The organism is Isoptericola variabilis (assembly GCF_050311655.1).
GTDB lineage: Bacteria > Actinomycetota > Actinomycetes > Actinomycetales > Cellulomonadaceae > Isoptericola > Isoptericola variabilis.
The window spans coordinates 137,154-161,718 of record NZ_JBNOZM010000009.1; the positions used below are offsets into that span (position 1 = coordinate 137,154).

The following is a 24,565-nucleotide window of genomic DNA, read 5'->3' on the forward strand; positions in this document are numbered from 1 at the left end:
CGGCCATCGCGCCGGGCAGGGCAGCAGGGGGAACCGATGGTCGTCGCAGGGCTCGTCCTGGCAGGGATCGCGGCCGCGCTCCACGTGGTCATCTTCTGGCTCGAGTCGGTCGCGTGGACCACGCCCCGGGCGCGCGCCACGTTCGGCACCACCGAGCAGGAGGCCGCCGCGACGCGCGAGCTGGCCTTCAACCAGGGCTTCTACAACCTGTTCCTCGCCGTGGTGACGGCGGTCGGCATCGTGCTCGTCGCGCTCGGGGGCGCGGCCGGCGCCACGGGCGCCGGCGTGGCCCTCGTGCTGGCCGGCACAGGCAGCATGCTCGCCGCGGCCGTCGTCCTGTTCCTGTCGTCCCCCGGCAAGCGCGGCGCCGCCGTGAAGCAGGGCACCGTGCCGCTGCTCGCCGTCCTCGCGCTCGTCGTCGGCCTCGCGCTCTGAGCCGCGACCGCCACCGCACCCGCACCACCCGGAAGAAGGCGCCACCCCGCATGTCCTCGATCGTCAGCACCCAGGTCCAGCTCGCCGCCCGCCCCACCGGGTGGCCCAGCCTGGACGACTTCCGCACCGTCCAGGTCACGTACGGCGACCTCGAGCCGGGCCAGGTCCGCGTGGCCAACGAGTTCGTCTCCGTCGACCCGTACATGCGCGGGCGGATGAACGACGTGAAGAGCTACACCCCGCCGTTCGCGCTGGGGGAGACCATGACGGGCGGCGCGGTCGGTCGCGTCGTCGAGTCGGCGTCCGACGACGTCCCCGTGGGCGCCCTCGTGTCGCACCAGTACGGCTGGCGCGACGTCGCGCAGGAGGACGCGCGCGGCTTCAGCGTCGTGCCCGAGCTGCCGGGCCTGCCGTCGTCGCTGTACCTCGGCATGCTCGGCATGACGGGCCTCACGGCCTACGTCGGCCTGACCGCGATCGCGGGCATGAAGCCGGGCGACACGGTGTTCGTCTCGGGCGCCGCGGGCGCCGTCGGCACCGCGGCCGGTCAGATCGCGCGCCTGCTCGGCGCCGAGCGGGTCGTCGGGTCGGCAGGGTCGGCCGCGAAGGTCGAGCTGCTCACCGCGAAGTACGGCTACGACGCCGCCCTGAACTACAAGGACGCGCCGGTGCGCGAGCAGCTTCCCACGCTGGTGCCGGGCGGCGTCGACGTCTTCTTCGACAACGTCGGCGGCGACCACCTCACCGCGGCGCTCGACGTCATGAACGACGGTGGCCGGGTCGCGCTGTGCGGCGCCATCGCCGGCTACAACGCCACCGACCGCCTGCCCGGGCCGGACAACATGGCGAACCTCATCACTCGCGGCCTCATGCTCAAGGGCTTCACGCTGGGCGGCTACCTCCACCACGGGGCCGAGTTCCGCGAGCTCATGACCGGCTGGTTCGCCGACGGGAAGATCGCCTACGACGAGACCGTCGTCGACGGCATCGAGAACGCGCCGCAGGCGTTCCTCGACATGATGGCCGGCGCCAACACCGGGAAGATGGTCGTCCGCACGGCGCAGTGACCAGGTGTCAGGCGCGCAGGGCCTGCTCCACGTCCTCGATGATGTCGCGCGGGTCCTCGAGGCCGATCGACAGCCGCACCGTGGTCTCGGCGATGCCCACCTTGGCGCGGCCCTCGGGGCCGAGCTTGCGATGCGTCGTCGTGGCGGGGTGCGTGATGATCGACTTCGCGTCGCCCAGGTTGTTGGAGATGTCGACGACCTGGAGGGCGTCGAGGAACGCGAACGTGCGCTTCTTGGCCTCGGCCGGCTCGGTGCCCTCCGGCACGGCGAGGTCGAACGTCACGACCGTGCCGCCGCCGGACTGCTGCGCCTTGGCGAGCTCGTGCTGCGGGTGCGAGGGCAGGAACGGGTAGCGCACCCCGGTGATGCCGTCGAGCTGCTCGAGCGCGGTGGCGACCTGCAACGCTGCCGCGTTCTGGGCGCGCACGCGCACGTCGAGCGTCTCCAGGCCCTTGAGCAGCACCCACGCGTTGAACGGGCTCAGCGACGGGCCCGTGTTGCGCACGAACGTCTGCACGGGACCGGTGAGGAACTCCTCCGAGCCGAGGATCGCGCCGCCGAGCACGCGGCCCTGGCCGTCGATGTGCTTGGTGGCCGAGTACACGACGACGTCGGCCCCGAGCTCGAGCGGCTTCTGCAGCACCGGCGTCGCGAACACGTTGTCCACGACGACGACCGCACCGGCGGCGTGCGCGAGCTCCGCCACCCGCCGCACGTCCACGAGGTCCTGCATCGGGTTGGACGGCGACTCGAAGAACACGACGTCGGCCGGGGTCGCGAGCGCCTCCTCCCACTGCGAGGTCACGTGCCCGTCGACCAGGTCGACGCGCACCCCCCACTTGGCGAGGATCTCGTCGTAGATGACGTTGGTGGACCCGAACAGGGCCCGCGCCGAGACGATGCGCGACCCGCTGGAGACCAGTGCGGCGAGGGTGTTGAACACCGCCGACATGCCCGACGCCGTGGCGTAGCAGGCCTCGGCGCCCTCGATGAGGCGCAGCCGCTCCTCGAACGTGTGCACCGTCGGGTTGCCGTACCGCGAGTACAGGAACTGCGACCGCTCGCCGGCGAACGCGGCCTCGGCGTCCGCCGCCGAGCCGTACGTGTACCCCTGGGTGAGGAACAGGCCCTCGGACATCTCCTGGAAGTCCGAGCGGCGGTGACCGCCGCGCACGGCGAGCGTCGCCGGCCGCACCGTGGCGGGCAGCGGGCGCGAGCCGCCGAAGGTCGTGGGGTCGGCGCCGGGACCGGTCGGGACCTGCACGTCGCTCATCGCGTCTGCTCCGCGGCCTGCTGCGTCGCGGCGGCGTCGTACGTGCCCCAGGGCAGGCCGCGCACCTTCCAGCCCTCGCGGTCGCGCACGCCGTCGAAGCCGGGACCGCCCTCGAAGCCCTCGAGCACGTTGTACGCCGGGCCCAGGCCCGACGACGTCGCGAGCCGAGCCGCGCCGATGGAGCGCTGGCCGGAGCGACAGAGGAAGACGAGCGGTCGGTCCGCGGTGACGCCCGCGGCGGCGAGCTCGGCGAGGAAGCCGGCGTTCGGGCGCCCGCCCGCCTGCACCCACTCGACGAAGAGCGGCTCCTTGCCGGCGGTCGTGGTGTCCGGCACGCCGATGGCGCGCCACTCGCCCTCGGTGCGCACGTCCACCAGGACGGCGTCCGGGTCGCCGGCGAGCAGGTCCCACGCCTGCTGCGGGGTGAGGTCGCCGGCGTAGCCCTCGGCGGGGCGGGGATCGATCTGGGTGCTCATCGCAGTCCTCCCATCGGTCGTGGCGGTAGCACCCTCGTCCGGTACGGCCGCCGTCGCCGGCGACCGGCCCGCGGGTTGCTGCGGCGTCGACGTGCCACGTCACTCGGCCGCTCGGGATGGTCCTGGCGATCGTACGACAGCCGTCCGCCTGCTGGTCACCCCGTCTCGGGAGGCGAACGTCGCGCCTCCCCGGCGTGTCCGGCTCGGCGGACGGTAAAGTCGCGGTCAGGGCTCAGGCAAGATCACGTCGACCGCGAGGTGGGGCATGTCGATCCTCAGCACGATCAAGGGCTGGTTCCGGCGCGAACGGGAGGAGCCGCTCGAGCGCCCGCGCGACCTGCCCCCGCCGCGCCCCGAGGGCGGGCGCCCCTACGAGGCGCCGTACCCCCAGGGCGCGGACAACGTGCTCGGCTGGCGCGACGGCGGCGTCTGATCCACGGTCCCCGCGCGACGGGTCAGTCGTCGTCCTCGCCGAAGTGGGCGACGTGCGCGTGCTGGGTGTGCTTGACGAACAGCCGCAGCTCGACGTCGCGGCCGTCGGCCTGCTGCGTGAGCACGCGGTCGATGCGGTCGGACTCACGACCGGCGGCCTGGGTGATGACCTCGGCGTGCTCCTTCGTGTCCGCACCCGACCAGGTGCCGGGCTCCGCGAGCGCGGCCTCGGCGTCGGCGGTGCCGGCGGCCAGGTCGGTGCCGGTGAGCTGCTCCACCTGGGTGCGGTCGAGGGTGATGACGGTCTTGTAGCCGTCCGAGTAGCGGACGGTGTACGCCGACGGGTCCTTCGCCGCGGGGGCGTCGGCGGACTCCTCCGGCTCGGCGGGGGTCTCGGTCCCGTCCCCCTGCTGCCCGTCCGCGGTCGCGTCGTCGGCGGGCTGGGACGCCGAGGTGCCCGGGTCGTCGAACTCGGCGTCGGGGGTCGGGGACGCGCAGGCGCTCAGCGCGAGGAGGCTCGCGAGGGCGATCGGCGTCAGTCGGCGGGGAAGGTGTCGCATGGTCTCTCCTGGTCGATGGAGCCAGCACGATCGGTGCTGACTTCCGTGAGTCGTCCGCGGCGCCGGAAAGGTTGCACGCGGACCGAGATGTCTTCTCCGGGGTCAGGACCCGGCGTCGACCTGCAGTGGGTGCACGGTCGTGAGGGCGGTCCCGTCCGGGGCGCGCGCCTCCAGCACGACCTCCGCGTCGCCCGGGCTGCTCGCCGTGAGCCGGACGGTGTCGTCGTCGGTCACGTAGGCGCCGGTGGGCAGGGTCCACACCCAGTGCTCGGTGCCCGCGACGTCGGCGGTGAGCGTGACCGGCTCGCCGACGATCGCCGTCGCCGGCCCGGAGATCGCGACGCTCGCGGAGCCGGCGGCGGCGCGGGGGCGGTCGAGCCAGGCGGTGAAGCCGGCACCCGCGCCGAGGCCGAGGACGGCGGCGGTGACCGCGGCGACGACGGCGGTGGGCCGGCGCGTGCGGTCCGGGCTCGGGGTCGTTCCGGGGGAGAGCGCCCGCTCGACGTCGGCCAGCCAGGCGGCCGCGTCGGGGTGCCGCCGGGCGGGGGAGCCGGCGAGGCTGCGGCGCAGCGCGGCGTCGAGGGCGCGGGGGAGGTCGGCGCCCTCGACGAGCCACGTCAGCAGCGCGGACATCGCCCACAGGTCGGCGCGGGTGTCCACCGTGCCGGGGGCGTCCTGCTCCGGCGGTCGGAACCCCTCGGTGCCGCCCGCGACGGTCAGGCCGGAGCTGCGGGCCAGGTCCTTGCTCATGCCGAGGTCGGCCACGACCAGGCGCTCGTCGGGCCGGACGACGGCGGAGGTCCCGGCGGCGTCGGCGCCGCCCGCGCCCTCGACGACGCCCTCCGGGCTGGTGCGCAGCAGCACGTTGCCGGGGCTGAGGTCGCGGTGCACGAGGCGTGCCGCGTGCACCGCCTCGACCGCGGCGGCGAGGCCGCGCGCGACGGCGAGCACGTCGGCCGGTGTCGCCGCCCACCCGTCGGCGCGGAGGGTCGCGACCCGGGCGGCGAGCGTCCCCCGGTCGGCGTGCTCGAGCACGAGGTACGGCTGCTGCCTGTCGCTCTCGCCGATGTCGTGCACGGCGACGACGTGGGGGCTCGCGACCCGGCGCAGCGCCCGGCCCTCCGCGATGAACCGCTCGCGGATCTCCGGGTTGAGGCTGTGGTTCTCGGCCAGCACCTTCACCACGACGACGTCGTCCAGCCGCTCGTCGACGGCGCGGTGCACGGTGGCGAACGACCCCACGCCGATCACGTCGCCCACCCGGTACCTGCCGAGCTGCGGCTCGGGCGCACCCGGCGCGGCCATCAGGACAGGCTCCCGATTGCGGCGGCCACGAGCGCGCGGCCGCGGGACACCTGCGACTTCACCGTGCCGACGCTGCGGCCCAGCCGCTCGGCGACGTCCGCGTACGGCAGGCCCTCGATGTCGCGCAGCGTCACGGGCTCCCGGTACAGGTCGGGCAGGGCGGCGAGCGCGTCGCGCACGGTGGCGCGCGTGGCGATGAGGGAGCTCATCCGCTCCGCGGGGCCGACGTCGTCGTCGGGCAGGGGAGCGGTGGCGCGCTGCCGGCGCAGGTGGTCGACCACCCGGTGCCGCACGATCCCGTGCACCCACGTCGTGACCCGGGACCCGCCCGCGAACAACCGGACCGACGTCGCCACGGACACCAGCACGTCCTGGCAGACGTCGTCGACGGCGGCCTCGTCGAGCAGGGCGCCGCGCACGAAGCGCCGGACGACGCCGGAGGCGTCCAGCAGCTCCACCAGCAGCTCCGTCGCGGGTGCGGAGCCCGCGGCGGCCCGGCCGGCGACGACGTCGAGGGCGTCGGCGGCGTCGTCGCCGCGCGCTGCGCGGGCGGCGAGCCCGGCGGCGTGGAGGTCGCCGCCGTCGAGGGCGCGCGCGACCAGCTCGCCGGGGCGCTCCACAGGGCTGTCGGGAGAGCCGTCGGCGGGGCTCTCGGAGGAGCCTCCCGGGGGCGCGCCGGAGGCCGGGACGGTGCGATCGGGCATGCGTCCAGCGTCTCACGCGACCGCATCGTGAGAAGGGCGGGGGCTCCGCTTGACCCTGTCGCGTGGCCCACGCACGATGGGCGGCAGGTCAAGAGCGCCAGCGCGAAGCCCCGGCTCGCTGGCCGGCAACCCTCCTCTCGCGGCGGGGTGCCCCGGGTGACGACCTGGCCCCGCGCCGTCCGGCGTGCGGGCAAGCGCGGGGAGCCACCTCCCCGGCACGACCGAGGAGGACCACGCATGACCACGCTCACCACTGCGCCTGCGGTGCCCGCCGTGCACGACGTCGCGCCCGTGCTGCCCGTCGTCGGCGGCGACACGCTCGTGCCGCTCGTCGACGGCCGCCTGCTGCCCTACGCGAACCTCGACGTCGCGGCGTCGGCGCCCGCCCTGCAGGCCGTGGCCGACCGGGTCGCGCGCGTGCTGCCGCTGTACGCCAGCGTGCACCGCGGCGCCGGCTACCTGTCGCAGGTCTCGACGGCGCTCTACGAGACCGCCCGCCGCACCATCGGCGCGTTCGTGGGCGCCCGCGACGACGACCTCACGATCGTCACCCGCAACACGACGGACTCGCTCAACCTGCTCGCGGGCTGCGTGCCCGCCGACCCGGTCACCGGCGAGCCCGGCCGCGTCCTCGTGCTCGACATCGAGCACCACGCGAACCTGCTGCCGTGGCAGCGCGTCACCGACGCGACCGTCATCACCGGCGGGCCGTCCGTGTCGGCCACCCTCGCGGAGATCGAGGAGGAGCTGAGCTCCGCCGCCGCCGCGGGCCGCCCCTACGCCCTGCTGGCGCTCACCGGCGCGTCCAACGTGACCGGCGAGGCGCTGCCCGTGGCCGATGTCGTCGCCGCGGCGCACGGCGCCGGCGCCCGCGTCGTGCTCGACGGCGCCCAGCTGGTGCCGCACCGCCGCTTCTCGCTCGCCGACACCGGCGTCGACTACGTCGCGTTCTCGGGCCACAAGACGTACGCGCCGTTCGGGGCGGGCGCCCTGGTCGGCCGCCGCGACTGGCTCGACGCCGGCACCCCGTACCTGGCCGGCGGCGGCGCCGTGCGGCGGGTGCGCACCACCACGACCGAGTGGCACGAGGGCCCCGCCCGGCACGAGGCCGGCTCGCCCAACGTCGTGGGCGCGGTGGCGCTCGCGGCGGCGTGCGACGAGCTCGCCGCCCTCGACCCGTGGGCCGCGCACGAGCACGAGGACGCCCTGCGGCGGCGGCTCGTGGACGGGCTCGGCGAGATCGACCGCGTCGAGGTCGTGCACGTGTGGGACGACGCCGTCGACCCGGTGGGCGTCGTGACGTTCACGGTCACCGGGTACGACCCGGGCCTGGTCGCCGCGTACCTGTCCGCCGAGCACGGGATCGGCGTGCGCGACGGCCGGTTCTGCGCGCACCCGCTGCTCGGCCGCCTCGGGTTCGACGCCGGTGCCGTGCGCGCGTCGGTCGGCCTCGGCACCGCGGGCGAGGAGGTCGAGCGGCTCGTCGCCGCCGTCCGCTCGCTCGTGACCGAGGGGCCGCAGGCGCAGTACGACGTCGTGGACGGGCTGTGGGTCGTCGTCGACGACCCGCGCCCCGTTCCGGAGGGCTCCGGCCTCGAGGGGCTGCTCGCCACCGCCGCGCTGGGCGCCGACGAGGCCTTCGGCTGCCTGCCCGACGACCTCTGAGCACCGCTCCCGCCCGCTCGGGGCGGGCATGACGACGGGGCGCCACCGTGCGGTGGCGCCCCGTCGTGTCAGCGGGTCATTTCTTGAACGCGTCCTTGGCGTCGTCGCCCGCCTGCTTGAGGTTCGCGCTGGCCTGCTGGGCCTTGCCCTCGGCCTCCTTGCTCTCGTCGTCGGTGAGCTTGCCCGTCGCCTCCTTGACCTTGCCCTCCGCCTCTTCCGCGAGGTGCTTGGCCTTGTCTCCGAGTCCCATCGGGGCTCCTTCCGTCGTACGAACGACCTCGAGCAACGACCGTACGCGCGACGTCGTGGGCTCGCAGCCCGACGTCTCAGGTCGTGGTCGGTGGGCGCCGTCAGGGGCGGTGGACGCCCACCCGGGCAGCGAGCCGCTCCAGCAGCCGGGCGTACACCGGTCCGAGCAGGCGGCGGTTCGCGGCGCGCATCCACAGCGAGATCCCGACGACCGACACGAGGATCACGGCGAGGACCGCGATCACCACGGGGTGGAGGAACACGGTCAGGACGTCGTCCACCGGCAACAGGTCCGTGAACTTCCCGAGGACGTACAGCAGCACCGCGGCGATCAGCACCGGGGCGGCGATCCAGCCCGACAGGGCGTTGTAGCGCTTGATGCGGCGCGAGAGCGCCGTGAACTCGTCGCCGCCGAGGTGCTGCTCGACCACCGTGCACTGCTCGACGAAGTCGTCACGCAGCGGGATCGGCAGCTCGTGCTCGGTGATGAACGCGTGCAGGCGGCGAAGCTCCTCCGACTGCTGGATCGTGGCGTGCAGGACCGGTCCGACGTGGGTCACGGGTGGTGTCCGTTCTGGTGCTGGGGTCAGGGCGGGCACTCCGCCTCGCTGCGCGGCCCCGAACATCCTTTCATCCGCCCGGCACGCTCCCGGTCACGGGTCACCACACCGGCGGGCGTCGGTCGGTCCAGCGCAGCCGGTCCTCGAGCTGGGCTGCGAGCGCGAGGAGCGTCGTCTCGCCGCCCGGCCGCCCGATCAGCTGCACGCCCATCGGGAGACCGCCGTCGGTCCACCGCGTGGGCACGGTGATCGCGGGCAGGCCGGCCACGTTGAGCATCGACGTCCACGGCGTGTACTGGCACTGCTGCTCGAAGTTGCGCTCCGCGTCCTCGGGGTCGAACCAGCCGAGAGGGCGGGGCGTCATCGCGAGCGCGGGCGTGACGACGGCGTCGAACCGTGACACCTGCGCGACGAGCCGCCGCTCGAAGGCGGTGAGGGCGCGCAGCGCCTCGGCGAGCCCGCGGGCCGGCACCTGCCGCCCGCGGACGATGAGCCACCGGGTGAGCGGCTCGAGGCGGTCGAGGCGCTCCGGGTCGTCGAGCGGCACCGCGGACGCGCCCGCCATCCACAGGGTGCGGAAGGCGGGGCCGTACGCCGGGTCGGGGTCGAGCGACAGCCCGTCGACCTCGTGCCCGAGGCCGGTGAGCGTCGCCACGCCGGTGTCGAGCGCGGCTCGCGCGTCGTCCGACGTCGTGATCGCGTAGAAGTCGTCCCAGGCGGAGTCGGTCGTGACGCCCACCCGGAAGCGGCCCTGCACGTCCTCTCCGCCGCTGCCCGCCACCTCGCCGCGGCGGGCAGCAGCCAGGTACTCCCCGGCGCGGGCGGACGGCGCGCGCAGCGTCAGCGGGTGCGCCACCCGCCCGTCCGGCGTCCGGGGGAGCATCCCCTCGAGCAGCAGCGCGGTGTCCTCGGTGGTCCGGGCGATCGGCCCGTTGACGACCAGCCCGCCGAGCGACTCCTGCCCGGACCCGGCAGGCAGCAGGCCGCGGCTCGGCTTCAGGCCGACGACGCCGCACGCGGCGGCCGGGATGCGCACCGAGCCGCCGCCGTCGGACCCGGGCGCGCACGGCAGCAGGCCCGCCGCGACGGCGACGGCGGCGCCGCCGCTCGATCCGCCGGCGCCGAGCGTCGGGTCCCACGGGTTGCGCGCCACGGGCCCGGCCAGCGGCTCGGTGTAGGCGGGGAAGCCGAGCTCGGGCGCCGTCGTGCGGCCGAGGCTCACCATGCCGGCGGCGTCGAGGACGTCGACGATCTCGTCGCTCACGGGCGGCACGATCGCGTCGTCCCCGGCGAACGCGCGCGAGCCGAGGCCGGTCGGGACGCCCGCCCGCAGCCACAGGTCCTTGTCGCCCCCGGGCAGCCCCCACAGCACGCCACCCCCGTCCGCGCCGTCCCGCTCGAGGCGCGCCGCACGCTCGCGCGCCGCCTCGGGCGTGACGCTGACGAAGGCTCCCAGGTCGGGGTTGGCGCGCCCGATCCGCGCCAGGAAGTGGTCGGCCACCTCGGTCGGCGTGAGCTCGCCCGCGCGCAGCAGGTCGCGCAGCCGGGCGGCGGTCGTCTCGTGCAGGGCGTCGTCCATGACCTGCACGCTACCCACCCCTCTGCCCAGGCAGCCGAACGGGGGTCGACGCCGTGATCGCGAGAGATCTGGACGCGTTCCGACGTCGACCACCGGTTCGGCGAGGATGTGGCGCGTGACTCACGACCTCGTCCTCGCCGGCCACGGCGTGCGCCTGGAGCCGCTCGGCCCGCAGCACGCCGAGGCGCTGTTCCCCCTGATCGACGCCGGCCTCTGGTTCGGCATGGCGTCGCCCGTCCCCGCGTCGGTCGCGGACCTGGAGGCATGGGTCGCCGCGGGCGTCGCGACGCCGGGAACCACGGCGTTCGCCGTCGTGGGCGACGACGGCGCCGTCCGTGGCACGACCCGCTTCTACGACCTCGCCCCGGGGCCGGGCCGGGTGGAGATCGGGGCCACCTTCTACGGGCGCGACTGGTGGGGCGGCACCACCAACCCGGCGTGCAAGCTCCTGCTGCTGCGGCACGCGTTCGAGGAGTGGGGCCTGCGCCGCGTGGCCCTGCGCGCGGACTCCCGCAACGCCCGGTCGTGCGCCGCCATCCAGCGCCTCGGCGCGAAGCCCGAGGGCGTGCTGCGCAAGCACCGCGTCGCCGCCGACGGCACCGTGGGCGACACCGCGTACTTCTCGATCGTCGACGACGAGTGGCCCGACGTCCGCGCCGGACTCGAGGCCCGCCTCGCCTGAACCGCCTGTTCGGCAGGCGTCAGCGCAGCAGGGGCGCGACCTCCTGCCCGAGGAACGCCGCGAAGCCGTCGAGGTCCGGCTCGTCCAGGGTGGGCTGCACGACGACGGTCGTGACGCCGAGCGCGACGTACCGGCGCAGCCCGTCGGCGACCTCCTCCGCGGAGCCCCAGCTGGCGTGGTCGGAGAGCACGTCGTCGGACGACGCGTCGACGTCCCACCGCGCGAGCGACGCACGCAGCCGGTCGGCCGCGCCCGCCCCGGTGGCGGCCTGCGCGAACGCGACCGTCCGGAAGGGGTGCGCGCTGCCCGGCCCGGACTCCGCGACGGGCGGCAGCCCGGCGGCCCCGCGCCCCTCGTCGAGCAGGGCGACCGCCTCGCGCGCCCCGGAGACGCCCGAGTCGCCGTCGATGACGACCCCGTCGGCGATCTCCCCGACCAGCCGCATCGTCTTCGGGCCCTTCGCCGCCGCCACCACGGGCGGCGCCACGGCGGGCGGCCAGTCGAGCACGACGTCGTCGAGCGTCACGTAGCGGCCGGACGTCGTGACCCGCTCCCCGGCGAGCAGCGCGCGCAGCGCGCCGACCTGCTCGCGCATGAGCGTCAGCGGCGACGCCACCCGGGCGCCCACCTGGCCCATCCAGCTCTGCACGCCGTGCCCGACGCCCGGCACGAAACGACCGGGGAACAAGCCGTCGAGCGTCGCCGTCTCCATCGCGGTGAGGGCCACGTTGCGCAGCGGCAGCGGCATGACGCCGACCCCGACCCGCAGGCGCTCCGTGGCGCCGAGCATCGCGGCCGCCGCCGACGGGCCCGACTCGAGGAAGCAGTCCTCCCACAGCCACACCTCGTCGAGGCCGGCGGCCTCGGCGGTGCGGGCGAACGGGACGAACCGCGAGGGCGGGTTGCCGTAGGGCGCGAGGATGCAGCCGAGGGTCGTCATGCGCCGATCCTGCCCCAGGGACACCCGCCGAGGTAGTCCGAGACCGCGCGAGATGGTTCGGGAGCGCGCGAGGTAGTCCGCATCAGCGGCGGCGGACGCGCAGGACGGCGGAGTCCACCCGCGGCGGCGGCCGGAACGCGCGCCGCGGCACGGGCGCCCCGACGTCGAGGACGAACCGGCGCGCGTGGCGCGCGCCCGGCGGGGCGTCGGCGAGCCTCCGCGCGGTGGCGCGCTGCAGCACGACGTCGGCGGACAGCAGCCGATCGGTGCCGAGCAGCACCCGCACGAGGCGGGTGGACAGCTGGTACGGCGGGCTCGACACGACGCGGAACGGCCGGCGCGGCAGGCGGAGGTCGGCGAGGTCGTGCGTCACGACGGTCACCGGGTCGTCCGCGAACCGGCGGCGCAGCGCGGCCGCACGGCCCGGGTGCAGCTCCACCGCGAGCACCCGCGCGCCCGCGTCCAGCAGCGGGCGGGTCAGCGCGCCGTCCCCGGCGCCCAGGTCGAGCACGAGGTCGCCCGGTCGCACCGGAGCCTGCTCGACGACGCGGGTGGCCCAGTCAGCGCGGAGCGGGTGCCATCCCCAGTCGCGTCGTGACGCGCGCGCCTGCCCGGACGCGCGCACGGCGGATCACCATGAAGATCGACATGCCGGCGACCCTACGAACCGCCTCGCGGTCCCCGCACGGCTTTTTCGCCCAGGACGCCAACGGCGGTGGACACCGCGCTCGAGAGAGCGATCACGGTGTCCACCGCCGGTGCGGCGGCCGCGCGGAGCCCGGTCAGAGCGGGGCGACCGTGCCGCGGAAGTGCTGGCGGCCGCGGCCGCCGTTCCACCCGACGTACGCGAAGCCGTCGTCGTCGTCCGGGGTCACCGCGACGTCGACCGTGCTGGGCAGCAGCACGGGCGACGCGAACTCGACCGTCCAGCGGTAGGCGTCGCCGCGCGCGTGCCCGACGTCGGCCAGCGCGCGCGCCGCCGTGTACATGCCGTGCGCGATGGCGCGCGGGAAGCCGAACGCCTTGGCGGACAGCGCCGACAGGTGGATCGGGTTCCGGTCGCCCGAGACCGCGCCGTACGCGCGGCCGGTGCCCGGCCCGAGCGCCCACCGGCCGGTGGGCAGCGGCGGGGTCCACGTGCCCGCAGGGGCGCGGTCCTCGCCGTCGTGCCCGTCGCCGGCGTCCGCGTCGGGCGCCGACCACGGCAGGTGGAAGCCCTTGGCGAGATACGTCGACACGCCCCGCCACACGGGCCCGCCGTCCGGGTCGGCCTGGCGCCGCACCTCGGCGACCAGGTCCACCTGCACCCCGCGCTTGTGCGGCCGCAGGTGCTCGGCCCAGGCGCGTACCTCGAGCACGTCGCCCAGGACGACGGGGCCCCGGAGCTCGACGTCGTTCGCGAGGTGCACCATGCCGAGCAGCGGCAGCGGGAAGTCGCCGCGCACCATGACCGCCGTCGCCAGGGGGAACGCGAGCACGTGGAGGTAGCCCGCGGGCAGCACGTCGGTCACCGGCTCGTGCAGCAGGCGCTGGTAGTCGTGCAGGTGGTGGGCGAGCTCCGCCGTCGGCACGCCCGTGACGCGGTACGCGACGTCGGGCAGGGTCAGGGGAGCGGCCTCGCCCTCGCCCTCCGCCCGGCCCTGGCCGATGACGGGCAGGCCGGGCATCGCGCGCCCGGCGGCGATGCGGCCGGAGGCGGCCGCCCCGCGCGCGTAGAGGCCGCCGAGGCCCGGCAGGGTGGGCAGGGTCTCGACGCGCAGCGGTTCGCCGGCGCTGGTGGCCGGCCCGCTCGCCGTCACCGCCCCACCAGGTTCTGGCCGCACACGCGCAGCACCTGGCCGTTGACCCCGGCGGACGCCGGCGAGGCGAGGAAGACGATCGCCTCGGCGACGTCGACCGGCTGGCCGCCCTGCTGCAGCGAGTTGAGGCGGCGGGCCACCTCACGCGTGGCGAACGGGATCGACGACGTCATGTCGGTCTCGATGAAGCCGGGTGCGACGGCGTTCGCGGTGCCGCCGCGCGCGGCGACCAGCGGGGCCGTGGCGCGGGTGTGCCCGATGACGCCGGCCTTGGAGTAGCCGTAGTTCGTCTGGCCCTTGTTGCCGGCGATGCCGGAAGTCGACGCGAGCGAGACGATGCGCAGCCCGTCGACGCCCTCGCCGCCGTCGAGCCCGAGCAGCTGGTCGTTGATCCGCAGCTGGGCCTCGAGGTTGACGGCGATGACGGCGTCCCACTGGGCGGGCTTCATGTTGGCCAGGAGCTTGTCGCGCAGGATGCCGGCGTTGTGGACGACGATGTCGAGGCCCCCGTGCCGGGTGTGCGCGTGCTCGAGGATGCGGCGGCCCGCGTCCTCGCTCGTCACGTCGAGCTGCAGGGTGGTGCCGCCCACAGCGTTGGCGGTGCGGGCCAGGCCTTCGCCGGCGGCGGGGACGTCCACGCACACGACGGTGGCGCCGTCGCGCGCGAGGGTCTTGGCGATCGCGGCGCCGATGCCCCGGGCCGCGCCGGTGACGACCGCGACCTTCCCGGCCAGCGGCCGGTCCCAGTCGGCGGGGGCCGCGGCGTCGGCCGGGCCGACCGGCAGCAGCTGGCCGTCCACGTACGCCGAGCGGGCGGACAGGAAGAACCGCAGCGTCGCGAGCACGGAGGTCGAGCCGACGTCCGCGCCGTCGGTGAGCACGATGCCGTTGCCGGTGGCGCCGGAGCGCAGCTCCTTGGCGAGGGAGCGCAGGAAGCCGTCGACGCCGTTGCGGGCCGCGGCCAGGGTCGGGGCGTCACCGTCGGCGGCGGCGCGCGAGACGGTGACGACGCGCCCGTTGGCGGCGAGCCGGCGCAGCACCGAGCCCGTGGCCAGGACGGCCGCGGAGACGTCGGTGGGGCGCTGCGTCTCGGTGAGCACCAGCAGGACGGCGCCCCAGCGGGCGTCGTCGGTCGGCTGGCGCCGCACGTCGAGGCCCCAGCCGAGCAGAGCCTGGGCGAGCGTGTCCGCGTCGCGCGTGGAGGCCTCGTCGGAGACGACGAGCACCGGGCCGACGGTGAGCGGGTCGCCCGCGCGGAAGCGGCGCAGGATCGCGGGGCGCGGCAGGCCCAGCTTCTTGGCGAGCGTCTTGGTGAAGCCGGAGTTGACGGCCTTGGTGTAGGAGTCGGTCACGGGTGCCTCTCTCAGACGGACTCGACGACGGCCGTGGCGCCGAGGCCGCCCGCGGCGCAGATGGAGATGAGGGCGCGCGCCGGCTTGCCGGTCTCGGCCGCCTTCGCGGCGACGAGCTTGGCGGCCGTGGCGAGGATGCGCCCGCCGGTGGCGGCGAACGGGTGACCGGCGGCGAGCGACGAACCGTTGACGTTGAGCTTCTCCCGGTCGACGCTGCCGAGCGGGGCGTCGAGGCCGAGCTCCGTCTTGCAGTAGTCGGCGTCCTCCCAGGCGGCGAGCGTGGTGAGGACGGTCGACGCGAACGCCTCGTGGATCTCGAAGAAGTCGAAGTCCTCGAGCGTCAGGCCGTTGCGGGCCAGCAGGCGCGGCACCGCGTGCACGGGGGCCATGAGGAGGCCGTCGTGGCCGTGCACGAAGTCGACGGCGGCGGTCTCGGCGTCGACGAGACGCGCGAGCACCGGCAGGTCGCGCTCGGCGGCCCAGGCGGCCGAGGACAGCAGCACGGCGGAGGCGCCGTCGGTCAGCGGCGTGGAGTTGCCGGCCGTCATCGTGGGCTCGGCGGGCTCGGCGAGGCCGCGGCCGAACACCGGCTTGAGCTTCGCGAGCTTCTCGAGCGAGGTGTCCGCGCGCAGGTTGTCGTCGCGGGTCAGGCCGCGGAACGGCGTGACGAGGTCGTCGAAGAACCCGGCGTCCCACGCGGCGGCGAGGTGCTGGTGGCTGGCGAGCGCGACCTCGTCCTGCGCGGCGCGGGAGATGCCCCAGCGGGCGGTGGTGATCGCCTGGTGCTCGCCCATGGACAGGCCGGTGCGGGGCTCGTCGGTCGCCGGGGTGAGCGGCTTGAGGTCGGACGGGCGGATCTTCGCGAAGGCCTTGAGGCGCGCCTGGAGGGTCTTGGCGTGCGACGCGTCGAGCAGCGCGCGGCGCAGCCCTTCGCTCACGGCGACGGGGGCGTCGGAGATGGTGTCGGTGCCGCCGGCGATGCCGGACTCGATCTGGCCGAGCCGGATCTTGTTCGCCACGGTGATCGCGGCCTCGAGGCCGGTCGCGCACGCCTGCTGGAGGTCGAACGCGGGCGTCTGGGGGGACAGCGAGGAACCGAGCACGGACTCGCGGACCAGGTTGAAGTCCCGGGAGTGCTTGAGCACGGCACCACCCACGACCTCGCCGATCCGCTCACCCTGGAGGCCGAAGCGGGCGACGAGGCCCTCGAGCGCGGCGGTGAACATCTCCTGGTTGGAGGCGTCGGCGTACTTCTTGCCCGCGCGCGAGAACGGGATGCGGTTGCCGCCCACGATCACGGCGTCGCGCACGCCCGCGGGGGCGGACGGCGACGAGGCGGGGGTGTTCCTCCGGGACGTGCTCCGGGGGGAGCCGTCGGACGGCTTGCGTGTAGCCACAGCGATAGATCCTTCACTCCGTCGGTCAGGTAGGACTCACAGTACCTGATACTCTCAGTCCCGTGAGACGAGTCACAAGGTGCGGCCGATGAGGGCCGCGGAACAGCTCGACGCCCGTTCGACCCCGGACGCTCGTTCGACCCTCGACGGTCGTTCTACACGGTGGGACGACCATCGTGCCGCGCGCCGGGCGCAGCTCGTCAACGCCGCGCGCAAGGCCGTGCACCGCGCCGGGCCCGGGGTCTCGATGGACGAGATCGCGGGGGAGGCGGGCACGTCCAAGTCGATCGTCTACCGCTACTTCGAGGACAAGGCGGGGCTGCGCCTCGCCGTGGCCTCGCACGTCGTCGCGACGATGCACGACGCCCTCCGCGAGGCCGCCGAGGCCGCGCCCACCCCGCACGCGGCCCTGCGCGCGATGGTGCGGGTGTACCTCGAGATGATCGAGCACTCGCCCAACGTCTACTGGTTCGTCACCCGGACCGCCATCGGCGGCAACGAGCCTGCGCCCGGCGCCGCCGGGACGGGGCAGGTCGAGGCCCTGGGTGCGTACCTCGACTCCGTGATCGAGCTGGTGGCCGAGCCGTTCGCCAAGGCCGTCCAGGTGCCCCCGGCGCTCGCCGCCGCCTGGGCCGCGGGCGCCGTCGGCTTCGTGCGCGGTGCCGGCGAGTGGTGGCTCGGCCACGGCACCGACCAGGACGGCGACGACCGCCTCACCCGGGAGGAGCTCACCGAGAAGGTGACCCTCTGGCTGTGGACCGGCCCGGTCGGCGTCCTCCACCACGAGGAGGCGGCGCCTTTCGACCGCGCCGGGTCCTCCCACCCCTTCGAGACCTCCAACCCCGCACAACCGCAGGAGAACCGATGACCACGACGTCCGACCGTCCCGCGACGACGCAGGCTGCGCCCGCCCCCAAGGCGACCCCGCGCGTCGACGTCGCCGGCCTGTCCGAGCAGCTGCTCGGCCGGTGGCCGGAGTGGCGCCGCCACGCCCGCGCCCGCTCGACCGACCCGACCTTCTGGAAGGACGAGTCGCTCTCGATGGCGGAGCACCGCGAGCGCGTGCTCGACCAGATGCGCCTGCTCGCGAACGAGGACGAGAAGCACCAGGTGTGGCTCGCGTTCCCGGAGCGCCTCGGTGGCGGGAACTCGCCTGGCGCCAACCTGGCGGGCTTCGAGGAGCTCGTCGTGGCGGACCCGTCGCTGCAGATCAAGGCGGGCGTCCAGTGGGGCCTGTTCTCCTCGGCGATCCTGCACCTGGGCACGCCCGAGCAGCAGGACCGCCTGCTGCCCGCGGCCATGGACCTGACCGTCCCCGGCGCCTTCGCCATGACGGAGATCGGGCACGGCTCGGACGTCGCGTCGGTGGCCACCACGGCCACCTACGACCCCGAGACGGAGGAGTTCGAGATCCACACGCCGTTCCGTGCGGCGTGGAAGGAGTTCCTCGGCAACGCGGCCGTGCACGCCACGGCGGCCACGGTCTTCGCGCAGCTGATCACGAACGGCGTCAACCACGGCGTGCACTGCTTCTACGTGCCCGTGCGCGACCCGGAGACCATGGAGTTCCTGCCCGGCATCAGCGGGCACGACGACGGCCTCAAGGGCGGCCTGCGCGGCGTCGACAACGGGCGCTTCGCGTTCGACCACGTGCGCATCCCGCGCACCGACCTGCTCGCCCGCTACGGCGCGGTGGCCCCCGACGGCACCTACTCGTCGCCGATCGACAGCCCCGGACGCCGCTTCTTCACCATGCTCGGCTCGCTGGTGCAGGGGCGCGTGTCGCTGGACGGCGCCGCGTCGACGGCGTCCAAGCTGGGCCTGGCCATCGCCGTGAAGTACGGCGCGGAGCGCCGCCAGTTCACCTCGTCGTCGCCGATCGAGGAGACCGTGCTGCTGGACTACGCGACGCACCGCCGCCGGCTGTTCCCGCGCATCGCCGAGACGTACGCGACGCACTTCGCGCACGACCGCCTGCTCGACCTGTTCGACGACGTCTTCTCCGGCGAGAAGGACACCCCGGAGAACCGCGAGGACCTCGAGACGATGGCGGCGGCGCTCAAGGCGACGTCGACGACGTTCGTGCTCGAGACGCTGCAGGAGGCCCGGGTCGCCTGCGGCGGCGCCGGTTTCATCACCGAGAACCGCATCACGAGCCTGCACCACGACATGGACGTGTACGCCACGTTCGAGGGCGACAACACGGTGCTGCTGCAGCTCGTGGCGAAGCGCCTCGTGGGCGACTACGCCAAGGAGCTCAAGGGCGCGACGTCGACCCCCGCGGGCATCGCGCGGTTCGTCGTCGACCGCGCCGCGGACGCCGCGCTGCACCGCACCGGCCTGCGCCGGGCCGGCCAGGCCCTCGCCGACGTCGGCGACCCGCGCCGCGCGGCCGGGCACCTGCGCGACGCCGAGACGCAGCGCGAGCTGCTGGCCGACCGCGTCGCGACGATCGTCGAGGACGTCGCCATGGCCCTGCGACCCGCGCAGAAGGCCGACCCCGTGACGGCCGCGCGGATCTTCGACGAGAACCAGGTGCAGCTCGTCGAGGCCGCCCGGGCCCACGCGGACCTGCTGCGCTGGTCGGCCTTCACCGACGCGCTCGAGCAGATCGAGGACCCGGGCACCCGCCGCGTCATGACGTGGGTGCGCGACGTCTTCGGCCTCACGCTCATCGAGCGCAACCTCGCCTGGTACCTCATCAACGGGCGGCTGTCCGCGCAGCGCGCGCGCACCGTGACGTCGTACGTGGACCGCCTGCTCGACCGCCTCCGCCCGCACGCCGTCGACCTCGTCGACGCGTGGGGCTACGGGCCCGAGCACCTGCGGGCCGTCATTGCGTCCGGCATCGAGGCGGAGCGGCAGGACGAGGCGCGGGCGTACTACGCCCAGCAGCGCGCCGACGGCACCGCGCCGATCAGCGAGAAGGCGCTGAAGAAGCAGAAGCGCTGACGGGCCCCTGCCCGTACTGCCCGCGACGCGTGGCCGACAGGCGAAGGGGACGGACCGCACGGGCTGCGGTGCGTCCCCTTCGTCGTGAGCGGGTGGTGCGCGGGGTCAGGCGGCGGCGGGCGTCGGCTGGGCCGCGCGCACCGGCTGCGGGTAGTCCTCGACGACGGCGGGCGGGCTCTCGACCGTGCCCGGCGTCGCGGCGCCCACCCCGGCGGGCACCTCGGCGGGCGCCGGAGCCGCTTCCTCGGCCGGCTGCTCGTCACGCAGCGGCAGGCCGAGCGTGACGGTGGCCGGTCGGGCGACGCGCGGCGGCGGGACGGCGAGTGCCACCGCGGCCGCACCCCCCAGCCCGGCCAGGAGGGCGGCCCACGCCACCCACGTCCATCCCAGCGCCGCCGACGCGCCCAGCAGCGCGCCGTCCACGACCCCCACGACGAGCCCGACGACGAGCACCCGTCTCATGCCTACCTCCCACGGTCCGCCTCATCCGTGCCTTTCCAGGAGACGACACGACAGCCTGTCGTGCATCTGCTGGGCGGACCGTGCAGGTCACAGGTGGGTCACGGTCGCCGGTCGTGCTCCGTGGGGTCCCAGGAGAGGGCGGCCGCGGGCACCGGCGGGTCGACGTGCCCGAGCAGCAGGGGCGAGGGCGTCGGGTCCAGCGTGGCGCGCAGCTGGTGGTGCATCTCCCCGGTGAGGCGCAGCGCCAGCTCGAAGCGGAGCGGTGCGACGTGGTCCGCGTGCAGCCGGCCGCCGATCGCGGGGTGCGGGGAGAAGGCGAGCACCTCGTCCGGGCGGGGCCGCGTGCCGGCGTCGAGCACCTCGCGGCAGAGGTCCTCCAGGAGGAGGTCCGCGCGCCCGTCCGCCGAGTCGAGCTCCGTGTACATCTCGACGGCGGTGGACCAGCGGAGCTCGAGCGACCCCTCGATCGTGTCGAGGAACCACCAGCCCTCCAGGGACTCGAGGAAGACGTCGCCGAAGACCGTCGTGAAGCGGGGCGTCTTGCCGTGGACCCCCAGCCACGACCACGACGCCAGCCCGTACGCGAACGCGCCGGGAGCGAAGGTTCTGAGCAGTTCCACGTGCGCATCAAACCACCTTGTGGTAAAAGACGAAACCCCCTGTTCCAGCGGGGCTGCGCGTGGCGCCGCTCACGGAGAATCGTCACCTGTTCGTCATCTCGGTCAAGAATCTGGGGACGAGGGTCAAGAACAGGTCATCCGTGCTGGTGGGGCTCGCGCGGGGCCGCGGGATCGGAACTCCGGTCGGCTGCCGCCCGTTGTCTCACGGGCGGCCGGAGGACCTCGGTGCCGCCACCCGCACGAGCCCCCGACCCGGAGGTGGACCCATGGAGACGCCCGCCGCGCGCAGGCGTGTCGACGCCACGAGCGTCGCGATCACCGGACTCACGACGCTCGCCTGGTACGCGGTGCCCGACGTCGTCGGGCCGCGCTGGGTGCGCGCCGTGGCCAAGGCGGGGGTGCTGGCCGGCGGGCTCGGGCTGGGCCTCGCCGTCACCGCCGAGGGCCGGTCCGCCGTCGAGGGGATGCGCGAGGTGCGCGAGGAGGTGCGCGACCTGCGCCACGCCGCCGGCGAGGCCGCGGAGGAGGGGCGCGGCGGCGCCGAGCCGGCCGACGGGCCTGACGACCGCGACGACAACGTGCTGGCGGCCGACGTGGCGCTCGCCGGTGCGGACCCGCTCCCGGACCCGGTCGTCGCCGGCTCGGTGACGGCCGGGGCGATAGCCCTCGGCGTCGCCGTCGCGGTGGCGACGGAGAAGCTTGCCTACCGACGCGGCGAGAGGTGGCGCGCGCAGGGACGGCGGCTGCCCCACACGCGGGTCGGGTTGATCCTCGGGGTCCTCGCGGCTGCGGCCACGGCGCTCGACCCGTCCGCCGCGGCCAGGACCGGCGACGAGTCGCCCGCGGCCTGACGCTCATCGGTCTGTCGTCCAGTCGCCACGGCGCCGTGTGCCGGGTCAGGAGTCGCCGGCCGTCGAGCCGCGCACCACGAGCCGCGGTGGCGAGAGCTCCGTGCCCTGCGCCGGGCGGCCCTCGATCGCGGCGAGCAGCAGCTCGGCGGCGCGCTGCCCCAGCCGGTCGAGCTGGGGGTCCACGGTGGTCAGGGGTGGCCGGCTGGCGAGCGCCATGACGTCCCAGTCGTCGTACCCGGTGACGGCCACGTCCTCCGGGACGCGCACGCCCCGGTCGCGGAGCCGGTCGCAGCCGCCGCGGGCGAGCTGGTCGGACGCGAACACCAGGGCGTCGACCGGCGGGGGGTCGCCGGCCCGGTGGTCGCCGAGCACGAGGTCGACCGCGAGCCGGCCCCAGCGCTCGGACCACTCGCCGAACTGCGGTTCTCCGACGAGCGCGGCGCCGCGCGCCTCCAGCGCGGCGACCAGGGCCGCGTGCCGTTGCACGGAGGCCGCCTGGTCACCCCGGCCGCCGACGTAGGCGATCCGGGTGCGGCCGAGGGAGAGCAGGTGGTCCGCGACGGCGGCCATCCCCGCGGCGTCGTCGGGCACGACGGACGCGTCGCCCGGGTCCTGCGACGGCGCGAACGCGTAGACCACCGGCATCGGCACACGGATGGGCGTCCGGGGGTCGGTGGTGCGTCCCGTGACGATGATGCCGTCCACCCGGCGCGCGACCAGGCTCCGGACGTGGTGCTGCTCGCGGACCGGGTCGTGCCGGGCCGTGGCCAGCAGGGCGGAGATCTGCCCGCCGACGAGCGCGTTCTCGGCGCCGAGCACCACCGGCAGCGAGAACCGGCCCGCCGAGTCCGTGCTCAGCAGCCCGACGGTGAAGCTGCGCCGCGCCGACAGCGACCGGGCCTGCGCGTCGGGCACGAATCCCAGTCGCTCCGCCGCCTCACGGACGCGGGCTCGGGTGGCGGGTCGCAGCGAGCCGGTGTCGTTGAGCGCCTTCGACACGGTGCTGGGGGACACCCCCGCCAGCGCGGCCACGTCGGTGATCCGCACGACGCCCGGAGCCTCCGCCATGAGCCCTCCTCCAGTTTCCTGCCGTTCCGCGGGGTGACGGCCGGCGCTGCCGATGGTACGCGATATCGCCGCTGCAAATGGTGGTTGACGATTCGGCAGTCGCTCCCTACGGTGAGGAAAACGGATTCCTAGTTTCCTTCCTCGAGGGAGAGGTGCATGACGACGACGACGTTCCGGACCGTCCGCGGGCCCGCCGAGCCCACCGCTTCGGCGATCACCACGCTGCGGCCGCTGCCGCCGGGCAGCACCACCCTCGACGGCGGGCTGTGGGGCCACCGGGTCCGGGTCAACCGCGAGGCGTCCGTGCCCGAGGGGCTGGGTCACCTGCGCGAGTACGGGAACCTGCGCAACCTCGAGATCGCCGCCGGGCTGGCCGAGGGCGAGGCGCGGGGGCCGATCTTCGCGGACTCCGACGTGCACAAGTGGCTCGAGGCCGCGGCCTGGGAGTACGGACGTGCGCCCGACGACGCGCTGCTGGCCGACATCCTCGAGGTCACGCGCGCCGTCGCGGGCGCCCAGGCGCCCGACGGCTACCTCGACTCCGTGCCGCAGCTGCGTGGGGTGGAGCGCTACTCCGACCTGCCGTGGAGCCACGAGCACTACTGCGCGGGCCATCTGATGCAGGCGGCGGTGGCGCAGGTGCGGGCGACGGGACGGCGCGACCTGCTCGACGTCGCCGTCCGGCTGGCCGACCACCTCGTCGAGACGTTCGGCGACGGCGACGGGCAGCTGCGCGAGGTCGACGGTCACCCCGTGGTCGAGACCGCGCTCGTCGAGCTCTACCGCGAGACCGGCACGCGCGCGTACCTGGACCTGGCGTCGTGGTTCGTCGAGGCGCGCGGCACGGGGATCATCGCCGCCCACGGCAAGCAGCCCACCTATTTCTCCGACCGCGTGCGGGTCCGCGAGGCCACGACCGTCGAGGGACACGCCGTGCGCGCCGTCTACCTGGGCGCGGGCGCCACCGACGTCGCCGTCGAGACGGGCGACCGCGAGCTCCTCGCGGCGCTCGAGGCCCAGTACGCGGCGATGGTCGACGGCAAGCAGTACCTCACGGGCGGGCTCGGCTCCCGGTGGGACGGCGAGTCGTTCGGCGACCCGCACGAGCTGCCGAACGACCGGGCCTACGCGGAGACCTGCGCCGCCATCGGAGGGGTGCAGTGGGCGTGGCGTCTGCTGCTCGCGACCGGCGACGTGCGGTACGCCGACCAGATCGAGCGGATGCTCCTCAACGGATTCCTCTCGGGCCTGTCGCTGAGCGGCACCGAGTACTTCTACGTCAACCCCCTGCAGGTGCGCACCGGCGCGCACGCGGAGGAGGAGCGCAACCCCGCCGCCGGCCGGCAGCCCTGGTTCGGGTGCGCCTGCTGCCCGCCCAACATCATGCGGACGCTGTCCAGCCTCGAGGGCTACCTCGCCACGGTCACCGACGACGCGCTCCAGGTGCACCAGTACGCACCCGGCGAGATCGTCGCCGACCTGCAGGGTGGCGCGCTGCGCGTCCGGGTCGAGACGGGGTACCCGTATACCGGCCGCGTGTCGCTCCACGTCGAGGAGGCGCCGGCGGGTGCAGGGCTCGCGCTGCGCGTGCCGGGCTGGGCTCAGGGCGCCACGCTCGACGGCGCCCCGGTCGCGGCGGGCGCGTACGCCACGGTCGGCCGGCCGCTCGCGGCGGGTGACGCCGTCGTGCTGGACCTGCCCGTGGTCCCGCGTCTCACGGCCGCGGACCCTCGGGTCGACGACGTGCGCGGCTGCGTGGCGATCGAGCGCGGCCCGCTCGTGTACGCGCTGGAGCAGGTGGACCAGGACGCGGGCGCCGTCGTGGACGACGTCCAGATCGACGTGGCCGGGCCGCTGGGCGAGGAGGAGCGGCCCGACCTGCTCGGAGGGACGGTCGTGGTGACCGCGGCGGGGACGGTGCGACCCCGGCCCGGGGCGACCGACGGGTCAGGCCCGTACCGGCCGGCGACGACGACCGCCCCGGCCGCGACCGGCACCGTGACGCTGCGTGCCGTCCCGTACCACCTGTGGGCCAACCGTGGTCCGCAGGCCATGCGGGTGTGGATCCCCGTGGCCTGACCGGCAGCACCGTGGGCGGGGCGCCCGGCCGCCGGGCGCCCCGATCCCCGCGGGCATC

At 75.1% G+C, this 24,565-nt stretch carries 25 protein-coding genes and 1 riboswitch; of the genes, 9 read left to right on the plus strand and 16 right to left on the minus strand.

Annotated elements, in window-relative coordinates:
* The first annotated feature begins 36 nt into the window (after positions 1-36).
* Together ACQP60_RS18495 and ACQP60_RS18500 are read left to right on the plus strand one after the other, a co-directional pair.
* On the plus strand, positions 37-435 hold the full coding sequence (locus tag ACQP60_RS18495; RefSeq protein ID WP_429735611.1) for a DUF1304 domain-containing protein: 399 nt from the start codon (positions 37-39) through the stop codon (positions 433-435).
* A 50-nt stretch (positions 436-485) separates the two neighbouring features.
* The gene (locus ACQP60_RS18500) at positions 486-1,502 is read left to right on the plus strand and encodes an NADP-dependent oxidoreductase (RefSeq protein ID WP_429735613.1); all 1,017 of its coding nucleotides are present in this window, start codon (positions 486-488) and stop codon (positions 1,500-1,502) included.
* 7 nt (positions 1,503-1,509) lie between these two features.
* On the opposite strand, the gene ACQP60_RS18505 is transcribed toward ACQP60_RS18500, so the two are convergent.
* Together ACQP60_RS18505 and ACQP60_RS18510 are read right to left on the minus strand one after the other, a co-directional pair.
* Positions 1,510-2,775 (minus strand): O-succinylhomoserine sulfhydrylase, encoded by a 1,266-nt coding sequence (locus tag ACQP60_RS18505; protein WP_429735615.1) that lies wholly within the window; start codon positions 2,773-2,775, stop codon positions 1,510-1,512.
* On the minus strand, positions 2,772-3,251 hold the full coding sequence (locus ACQP60_RS18510) for a rhodanese-like domain-containing protein (protein ID WP_429735617.1): 480 nt from the start codon (positions 3,249-3,251) through the stop codon (positions 2,772-2,774). The genes ACQP60_RS18505 and ACQP60_RS18510 overlap by 4 nt, the downstream gene beginning before the upstream one ends.
* A 265-nt stretch (positions 3,252-3,516) precedes the next feature.
* Here ACQP60_RS18510 and ACQP60_RS18515 point away from each other — a divergent pair, with 265 nt between their 5' ends.
* Positions 3,517-3,684: a hypothetical protein gene (locus tag ACQP60_RS18515; RefSeq protein ID WP_429735619.1), complete on the plus strand. Its 168-nt coding sequence runs from the start codon at positions 3,517-3,519 to the stop codon at positions 3,682-3,684.
* Positions 3,685-3,706: 22 nt separating this feature from the next.
* On the opposite strand, the gene ACQP60_RS18520 is transcribed toward ACQP60_RS18515, so the two are convergent.
* From ACQP60_RS18520 to ACQP60_RS18530, 3 genes are all read right to left on the minus strand, one after another.
* The gene (locus ACQP60_RS18520; protein ID WP_429735621.1) at positions 3,707-4,243 is read right to left on the minus strand and encodes a hypothetical protein; all 537 of its coding nucleotides are present in this window, start codon (positions 4,241-4,243) and stop codon (positions 3,707-3,709) included.
* Positions 4,244-4,345: 102 nt separating this feature from the next.
* Positions 4,346-5,548, minus strand: coding sequence for a serine/threonine-protein kinase (locus tag ACQP60_RS18525; protein ID WP_429735623.1), 1,203 nt, complete (start codon positions 5,546-5,548; stop codon positions 4,346-4,348).
* On the minus strand, positions 5,548-6,252 hold the full coding sequence (locus ACQP60_RS18530) for an RNA polymerase sigma factor (protein ID WP_429735625.1): 705 nt from the start codon (positions 6,250-6,252) through the stop codon (positions 5,548-5,550). Before ACQP60_RS18530 ends, ACQP60_RS18525 begins: the two co-directional genes overlap by 1 nt.
* Before the next feature lie 86 nt (positions 6,253-6,338).
* A riboswitch (SAM riboswitch) is annotated at positions 6,339-6,455 on the plus strand.
* A 34-nt stretch (positions 6,456-6,489) separates the two neighbouring features.
* Here ACQP60_RS18530 and ACQP60_RS18535 point away from each other — a divergent pair.
* Positions 6,490-7,917 (plus strand): aminotransferase class V-fold PLP-dependent enzyme, encoded by a 1,428-nt coding sequence (locus tag ACQP60_RS18535; RefSeq protein ID WP_429735627.1) that lies wholly within the window; start codon positions 6,490-6,492, stop codon positions 7,915-7,917.
* A 76-nt stretch (positions 7,918-7,993) separates the two neighbouring features.
* On the opposite strand, the gene ACQP60_RS18540 is transcribed toward ACQP60_RS18535, so the two are convergent.
* The 3 genes from ACQP60_RS18540 to ACQP60_RS18550 all read right to left on the minus strand — a co-directional run bounded on the left by ACQP60_RS18540 (position 7,994) and on the right by ACQP60_RS18550 (position 10,305).
* Positions 7,994-8,167, minus strand: coding sequence for a CsbD family protein (locus ACQP60_RS18540; protein WP_429735629.1), 174 nt, complete (start codon positions 8,165-8,167; stop codon positions 7,994-7,996).
* A gap of 100 nt (positions 8,168-8,267) precedes the next feature.
* Positions 8,268-8,726, minus strand: a complete 459-nt coding sequence (locus ACQP60_RS18545) for a DUF6097 family protein (RefSeq protein WP_429735631.1) — start codon at positions 8,724-8,726, stop codon at positions 8,268-8,270.
* 100 nt (positions 8,727-8,826) lie between these two features.
* Complete coding sequence (locus ACQP60_RS18550) at positions 8,827-10,305, minus strand: amidase (RefSeq protein ID WP_429735634.1); 1,479 nt, start codon at positions 10,303-10,305, stop codon at positions 8,827-8,829.
* 115 nt (positions 10,306-10,420) lie between these two features.
* Here ACQP60_RS18550 and ACQP60_RS18555 point away from each other — a divergent pair, with 115 nt between their 5' ends.
* Positions 10,421-10,987 (plus strand): GNAT family N-acetyltransferase, encoded by a 567-nt coding sequence (locus ACQP60_RS18555; protein WP_429735636.1) that lies wholly within the window; start codon positions 10,421-10,423, stop codon positions 10,985-10,987.
* Positions 10,988-11,006: 19 nt separating this feature from the next.
* On the opposite strand, the gene ACQP60_RS18560 is transcribed toward ACQP60_RS18555, so the two are convergent.
* From ACQP60_RS18560 to ACQP60_RS18580, 5 genes are all read right to left on the minus strand, one after another.
* The gene (locus ACQP60_RS18560) at positions 11,007-11,927 is read right to left on the minus strand and encodes an LLM class flavin-dependent oxidoreductase (protein ID WP_429735638.1); all 921 of its coding nucleotides are present in this window, start codon (positions 11,925-11,927) and stop codon (positions 11,007-11,009) included.
* Between the two features lie 82 nt (positions 11,928-12,009).
* Positions 12,010-12,552: an rRNA adenine N-6-methyltransferase family protein gene (locus ACQP60_RS18565; RefSeq protein WP_429735640.1), complete on the minus strand. Its 543-nt coding sequence runs from the start codon at positions 12,550-12,552 to the stop codon at positions 12,010-12,012.
* A gap of 157 nt (positions 12,553-12,709) precedes the next feature.
* Complete coding sequence (locus ACQP60_RS18570; RefSeq protein WP_429735642.1) at positions 12,710-13,726, minus strand: MaoC family dehydratase; 1,017 nt, start codon at positions 13,724-13,726, stop codon at positions 12,710-12,712.
* A complete protein-coding gene (locus tag ACQP60_RS18575) occupies positions 13,723-15,078 on the minus strand; it encodes a 3-oxoacyl-ACP reductase (RefSeq protein WP_429735644.1) in 1,356 nt (451 codons plus the stop codon). Before ACQP60_RS18575 ends, ACQP60_RS18570 begins: the two co-directional genes overlap by 4 nt.
* An 11-nt stretch (positions 15,079-15,089) precedes the next feature.
* Positions 15,090-16,388 carry an acetyl-CoA C-acetyltransferase gene (locus ACQP60_RS18580; RefSeq protein WP_429735844.1) on the minus strand — a complete coding sequence of 433 codons (1,299 nt, stop codon included), beginning with the start codon at positions 16,386-16,388 and terminating at the stop codon, positions 15,090-15,092.
* Between the two features lie 175 nt (positions 16,389-16,563).
* Here ACQP60_RS18580 and ACQP60_RS18585 point away from each other — a divergent pair, with 175 nt between their 5' ends.
* Both ACQP60_RS18585 and ACQP60_RS18590 read left to right on the plus strand, forming a co-directional pair.
* A complete protein-coding gene (locus ACQP60_RS18585; protein ID WP_429735646.1) occupies positions 16,564-17,343 on the plus strand; it encodes a TetR/AcrR family transcriptional regulator in 780 nt (259 codons plus the stop codon).
* Complete coding sequence (locus tag ACQP60_RS18590; RefSeq protein WP_429735648.1) at positions 17,340-19,427, plus strand: acyl-CoA dehydrogenase family protein; 2,088 nt, start codon at positions 17,340-17,342, stop codon at positions 19,425-19,427. The genes ACQP60_RS18585 and ACQP60_RS18590 overlap by 4 nt, the downstream gene beginning before the upstream one ends.
* Positions 19,428-19,532: 105 nt before the next feature.
* Here the strand turns inward: ACQP60_RS18590 and ACQP60_RS18595 are convergent, their stop codons facing one another.
* Both ACQP60_RS18595 and ACQP60_RS18600 read right to left on the minus strand, forming a co-directional pair.
* On the minus strand, positions 19,533-19,889 hold the full coding sequence (locus ACQP60_RS18595; RefSeq protein WP_429735650.1) for a hypothetical protein: 357 nt from the start codon (positions 19,887-19,889) through the stop codon (positions 19,533-19,535).
* 98 nt (positions 19,890-19,987) lie between these two features.
* Complete coding sequence (locus tag ACQP60_RS18600) at positions 19,988-20,509, minus strand: hypothetical protein (protein WP_429735652.1); 522 nt, start codon at positions 20,507-20,509, stop codon at positions 19,988-19,990.
* A 266-nt stretch (positions 20,510-20,775) separates the two neighbouring features.
* Between ACQP60_RS18600 and ACQP60_RS18605 the strand changes: the two genes are divergently transcribed.
* Positions 20,776-21,360 (plus strand): hypothetical protein, encoded by a 585-nt coding sequence (locus ACQP60_RS18605; RefSeq protein ID WP_429735654.1) that lies wholly within the window; start codon positions 20,776-20,778, stop codon positions 21,358-21,360.
* Positions 21,361-21,405: 45 nt separating this feature from the next.
* On the opposite strand, the gene ACQP60_RS18610 is transcribed toward ACQP60_RS18605, so the two are convergent.
* Positions 21,406-22,428, minus strand: coding sequence for a LacI family DNA-binding transcriptional regulator (locus ACQP60_RS18610; RefSeq protein ID WP_429735656.1), 1,023 nt, complete (start codon positions 22,426-22,428; stop codon positions 21,406-21,408).
* Positions 22,429-22,584: 156 nt separating this feature from the next.
* Here ACQP60_RS18610 and ACQP60_RS18615 point away from each other — a divergent pair, with 156 nt between their 5' ends.
* Positions 22,585-24,507 carry a glycoside hydrolase family 127 protein gene (locus ACQP60_RS18615; protein ID WP_429735658.1) on the plus strand — a complete coding sequence of 641 codons (1,923 nt, stop codon included), beginning with the start codon at positions 22,585-22,587 and terminating at the stop codon, positions 24,505-24,507.
* The last annotated feature ends 58 nt before the right edge of the window (positions 24,508-24,565 follow it).

Bases quoted from the DNA above. Each gene is read 5' to 3' on its own strand.
- ACQP60_RS18550 (WP_429735634.1), bottom strand. From the start codon at position 10,305: ATGGACGACGCCCTGCACGAGACGACCGCCGCCCGGCTGCGCGACCTG.
- ACQP60_RS18590 (WP_429735648.1), top strand. From the start codon at position 17,340: ATGACCACGACGTCCGACCGTCCCGCGACGACGCAGGCTGCGCCCGCC.
- ACQP60_RS18595 (WP_429735650.1), bottom strand. From the start codon at position 19,889: ATGAGACGGGTGCTCGTCGTCGGGCTCGTCGTGGGGGTCGTGGACGGC.
- ACQP60_RS18525 (WP_429735623.1), bottom strand. From the start codon at position 5,548: ATGGCCGCGCCGGGTGCGCCCGAGCCGCAGCTCGGCAGGTACCGGGTG.
- ACQP60_RS18500 (WP_429735613.1), top strand. From the start codon at position 486: ATGTCCTCGATCGTCAGCACCCAGGTCCAGCTCGCCGCCCGCCCCACC.
- ACQP60_RS18520 (WP_429735621.1), bottom strand. From the start codon at position 4,243: ATGCGACACCTTCCCCGCCGACTGACGCCGATCGCCCTCGCGAGCCTC.
- ACQP60_RS18540 (WP_429735629.1), bottom strand. From the start codon at position 8,167: ATGGGACTCGGAGACAAGGCCAAGCACCTCGCGGAAGAGGCGGAGGGC.
- ACQP60_RS18615 (WP_429735658.1), top strand. From the start codon at position 22,585: ATGACGACGACGACGTTCCGGACCGTCCGCGGGCCCGCCGAGCCCACC.
- ACQP60_RS18515 (WP_429735619.1), top strand. From the start codon at position 3,517: ATGTCGATCCTCAGCACGATCAAGGGCTGGTTCCGGCGCGAACGGGAG.
- ACQP60_RS18510 (WP_429735617.1), bottom strand. From the start codon at position 3,251: ATGAGCACCCAGATCGATCCCCGCCCCGCCGAGGGCTACGCCGGCGAC.
- ACQP60_RS18560 (WP_429735638.1), bottom strand. From the start codon at position 11,927: ATGACGACCCTCGGCTGCATCCTCGCGCCCTACGGCAACCCGCCCTCG.
- ACQP60_RS18535 (WP_429735627.1), top strand. From the start codon at position 6,490: ATGACCACGCTCACCACTGCGCCTGCGGTGCCCGCCGTGCACGACGTC.
- ACQP60_RS18495 (WP_429735611.1), top strand. From the start codon at position 37: ATGGTCGTCGCAGGGCTCGTCCTGGCAGGGATCGCGGCCGCGCTCCAC.
- ACQP60_RS18585 (WP_429735646.1), top strand. From the start codon at position 16,564: ATGAGGGCCGCGGAACAGCTCGACGCCCGTTCGACCCCGGACGCTCGT.
- ACQP60_RS18530 (WP_429735625.1), bottom strand. From the start codon at position 6,252: ATGCCCGATCGCACCGTCCCGGCCTCCGGCGCGCCCCCGGGAGGCTCC.
- ACQP60_RS18505 (WP_429735615.1), bottom strand. From the start codon at position 2,775: ATGAGCGACGTGCAGGTCCCGACCGGTCCCGGCGCCGACCCCACGACC.
- ACQP60_RS18610 (WP_429735656.1), bottom strand. From the start codon at position 22,428: ATGGCGGAGGCTCCGGGCGTCGTGCGGATCACCGACGTGGCCGCGCTG.
- ACQP60_RS18605 (WP_429735654.1), top strand. From the start codon at position 20,776: ATGGAGACGCCCGCCGCGCGCAGGCGTGTCGACGCCACGAGCGTCGCG.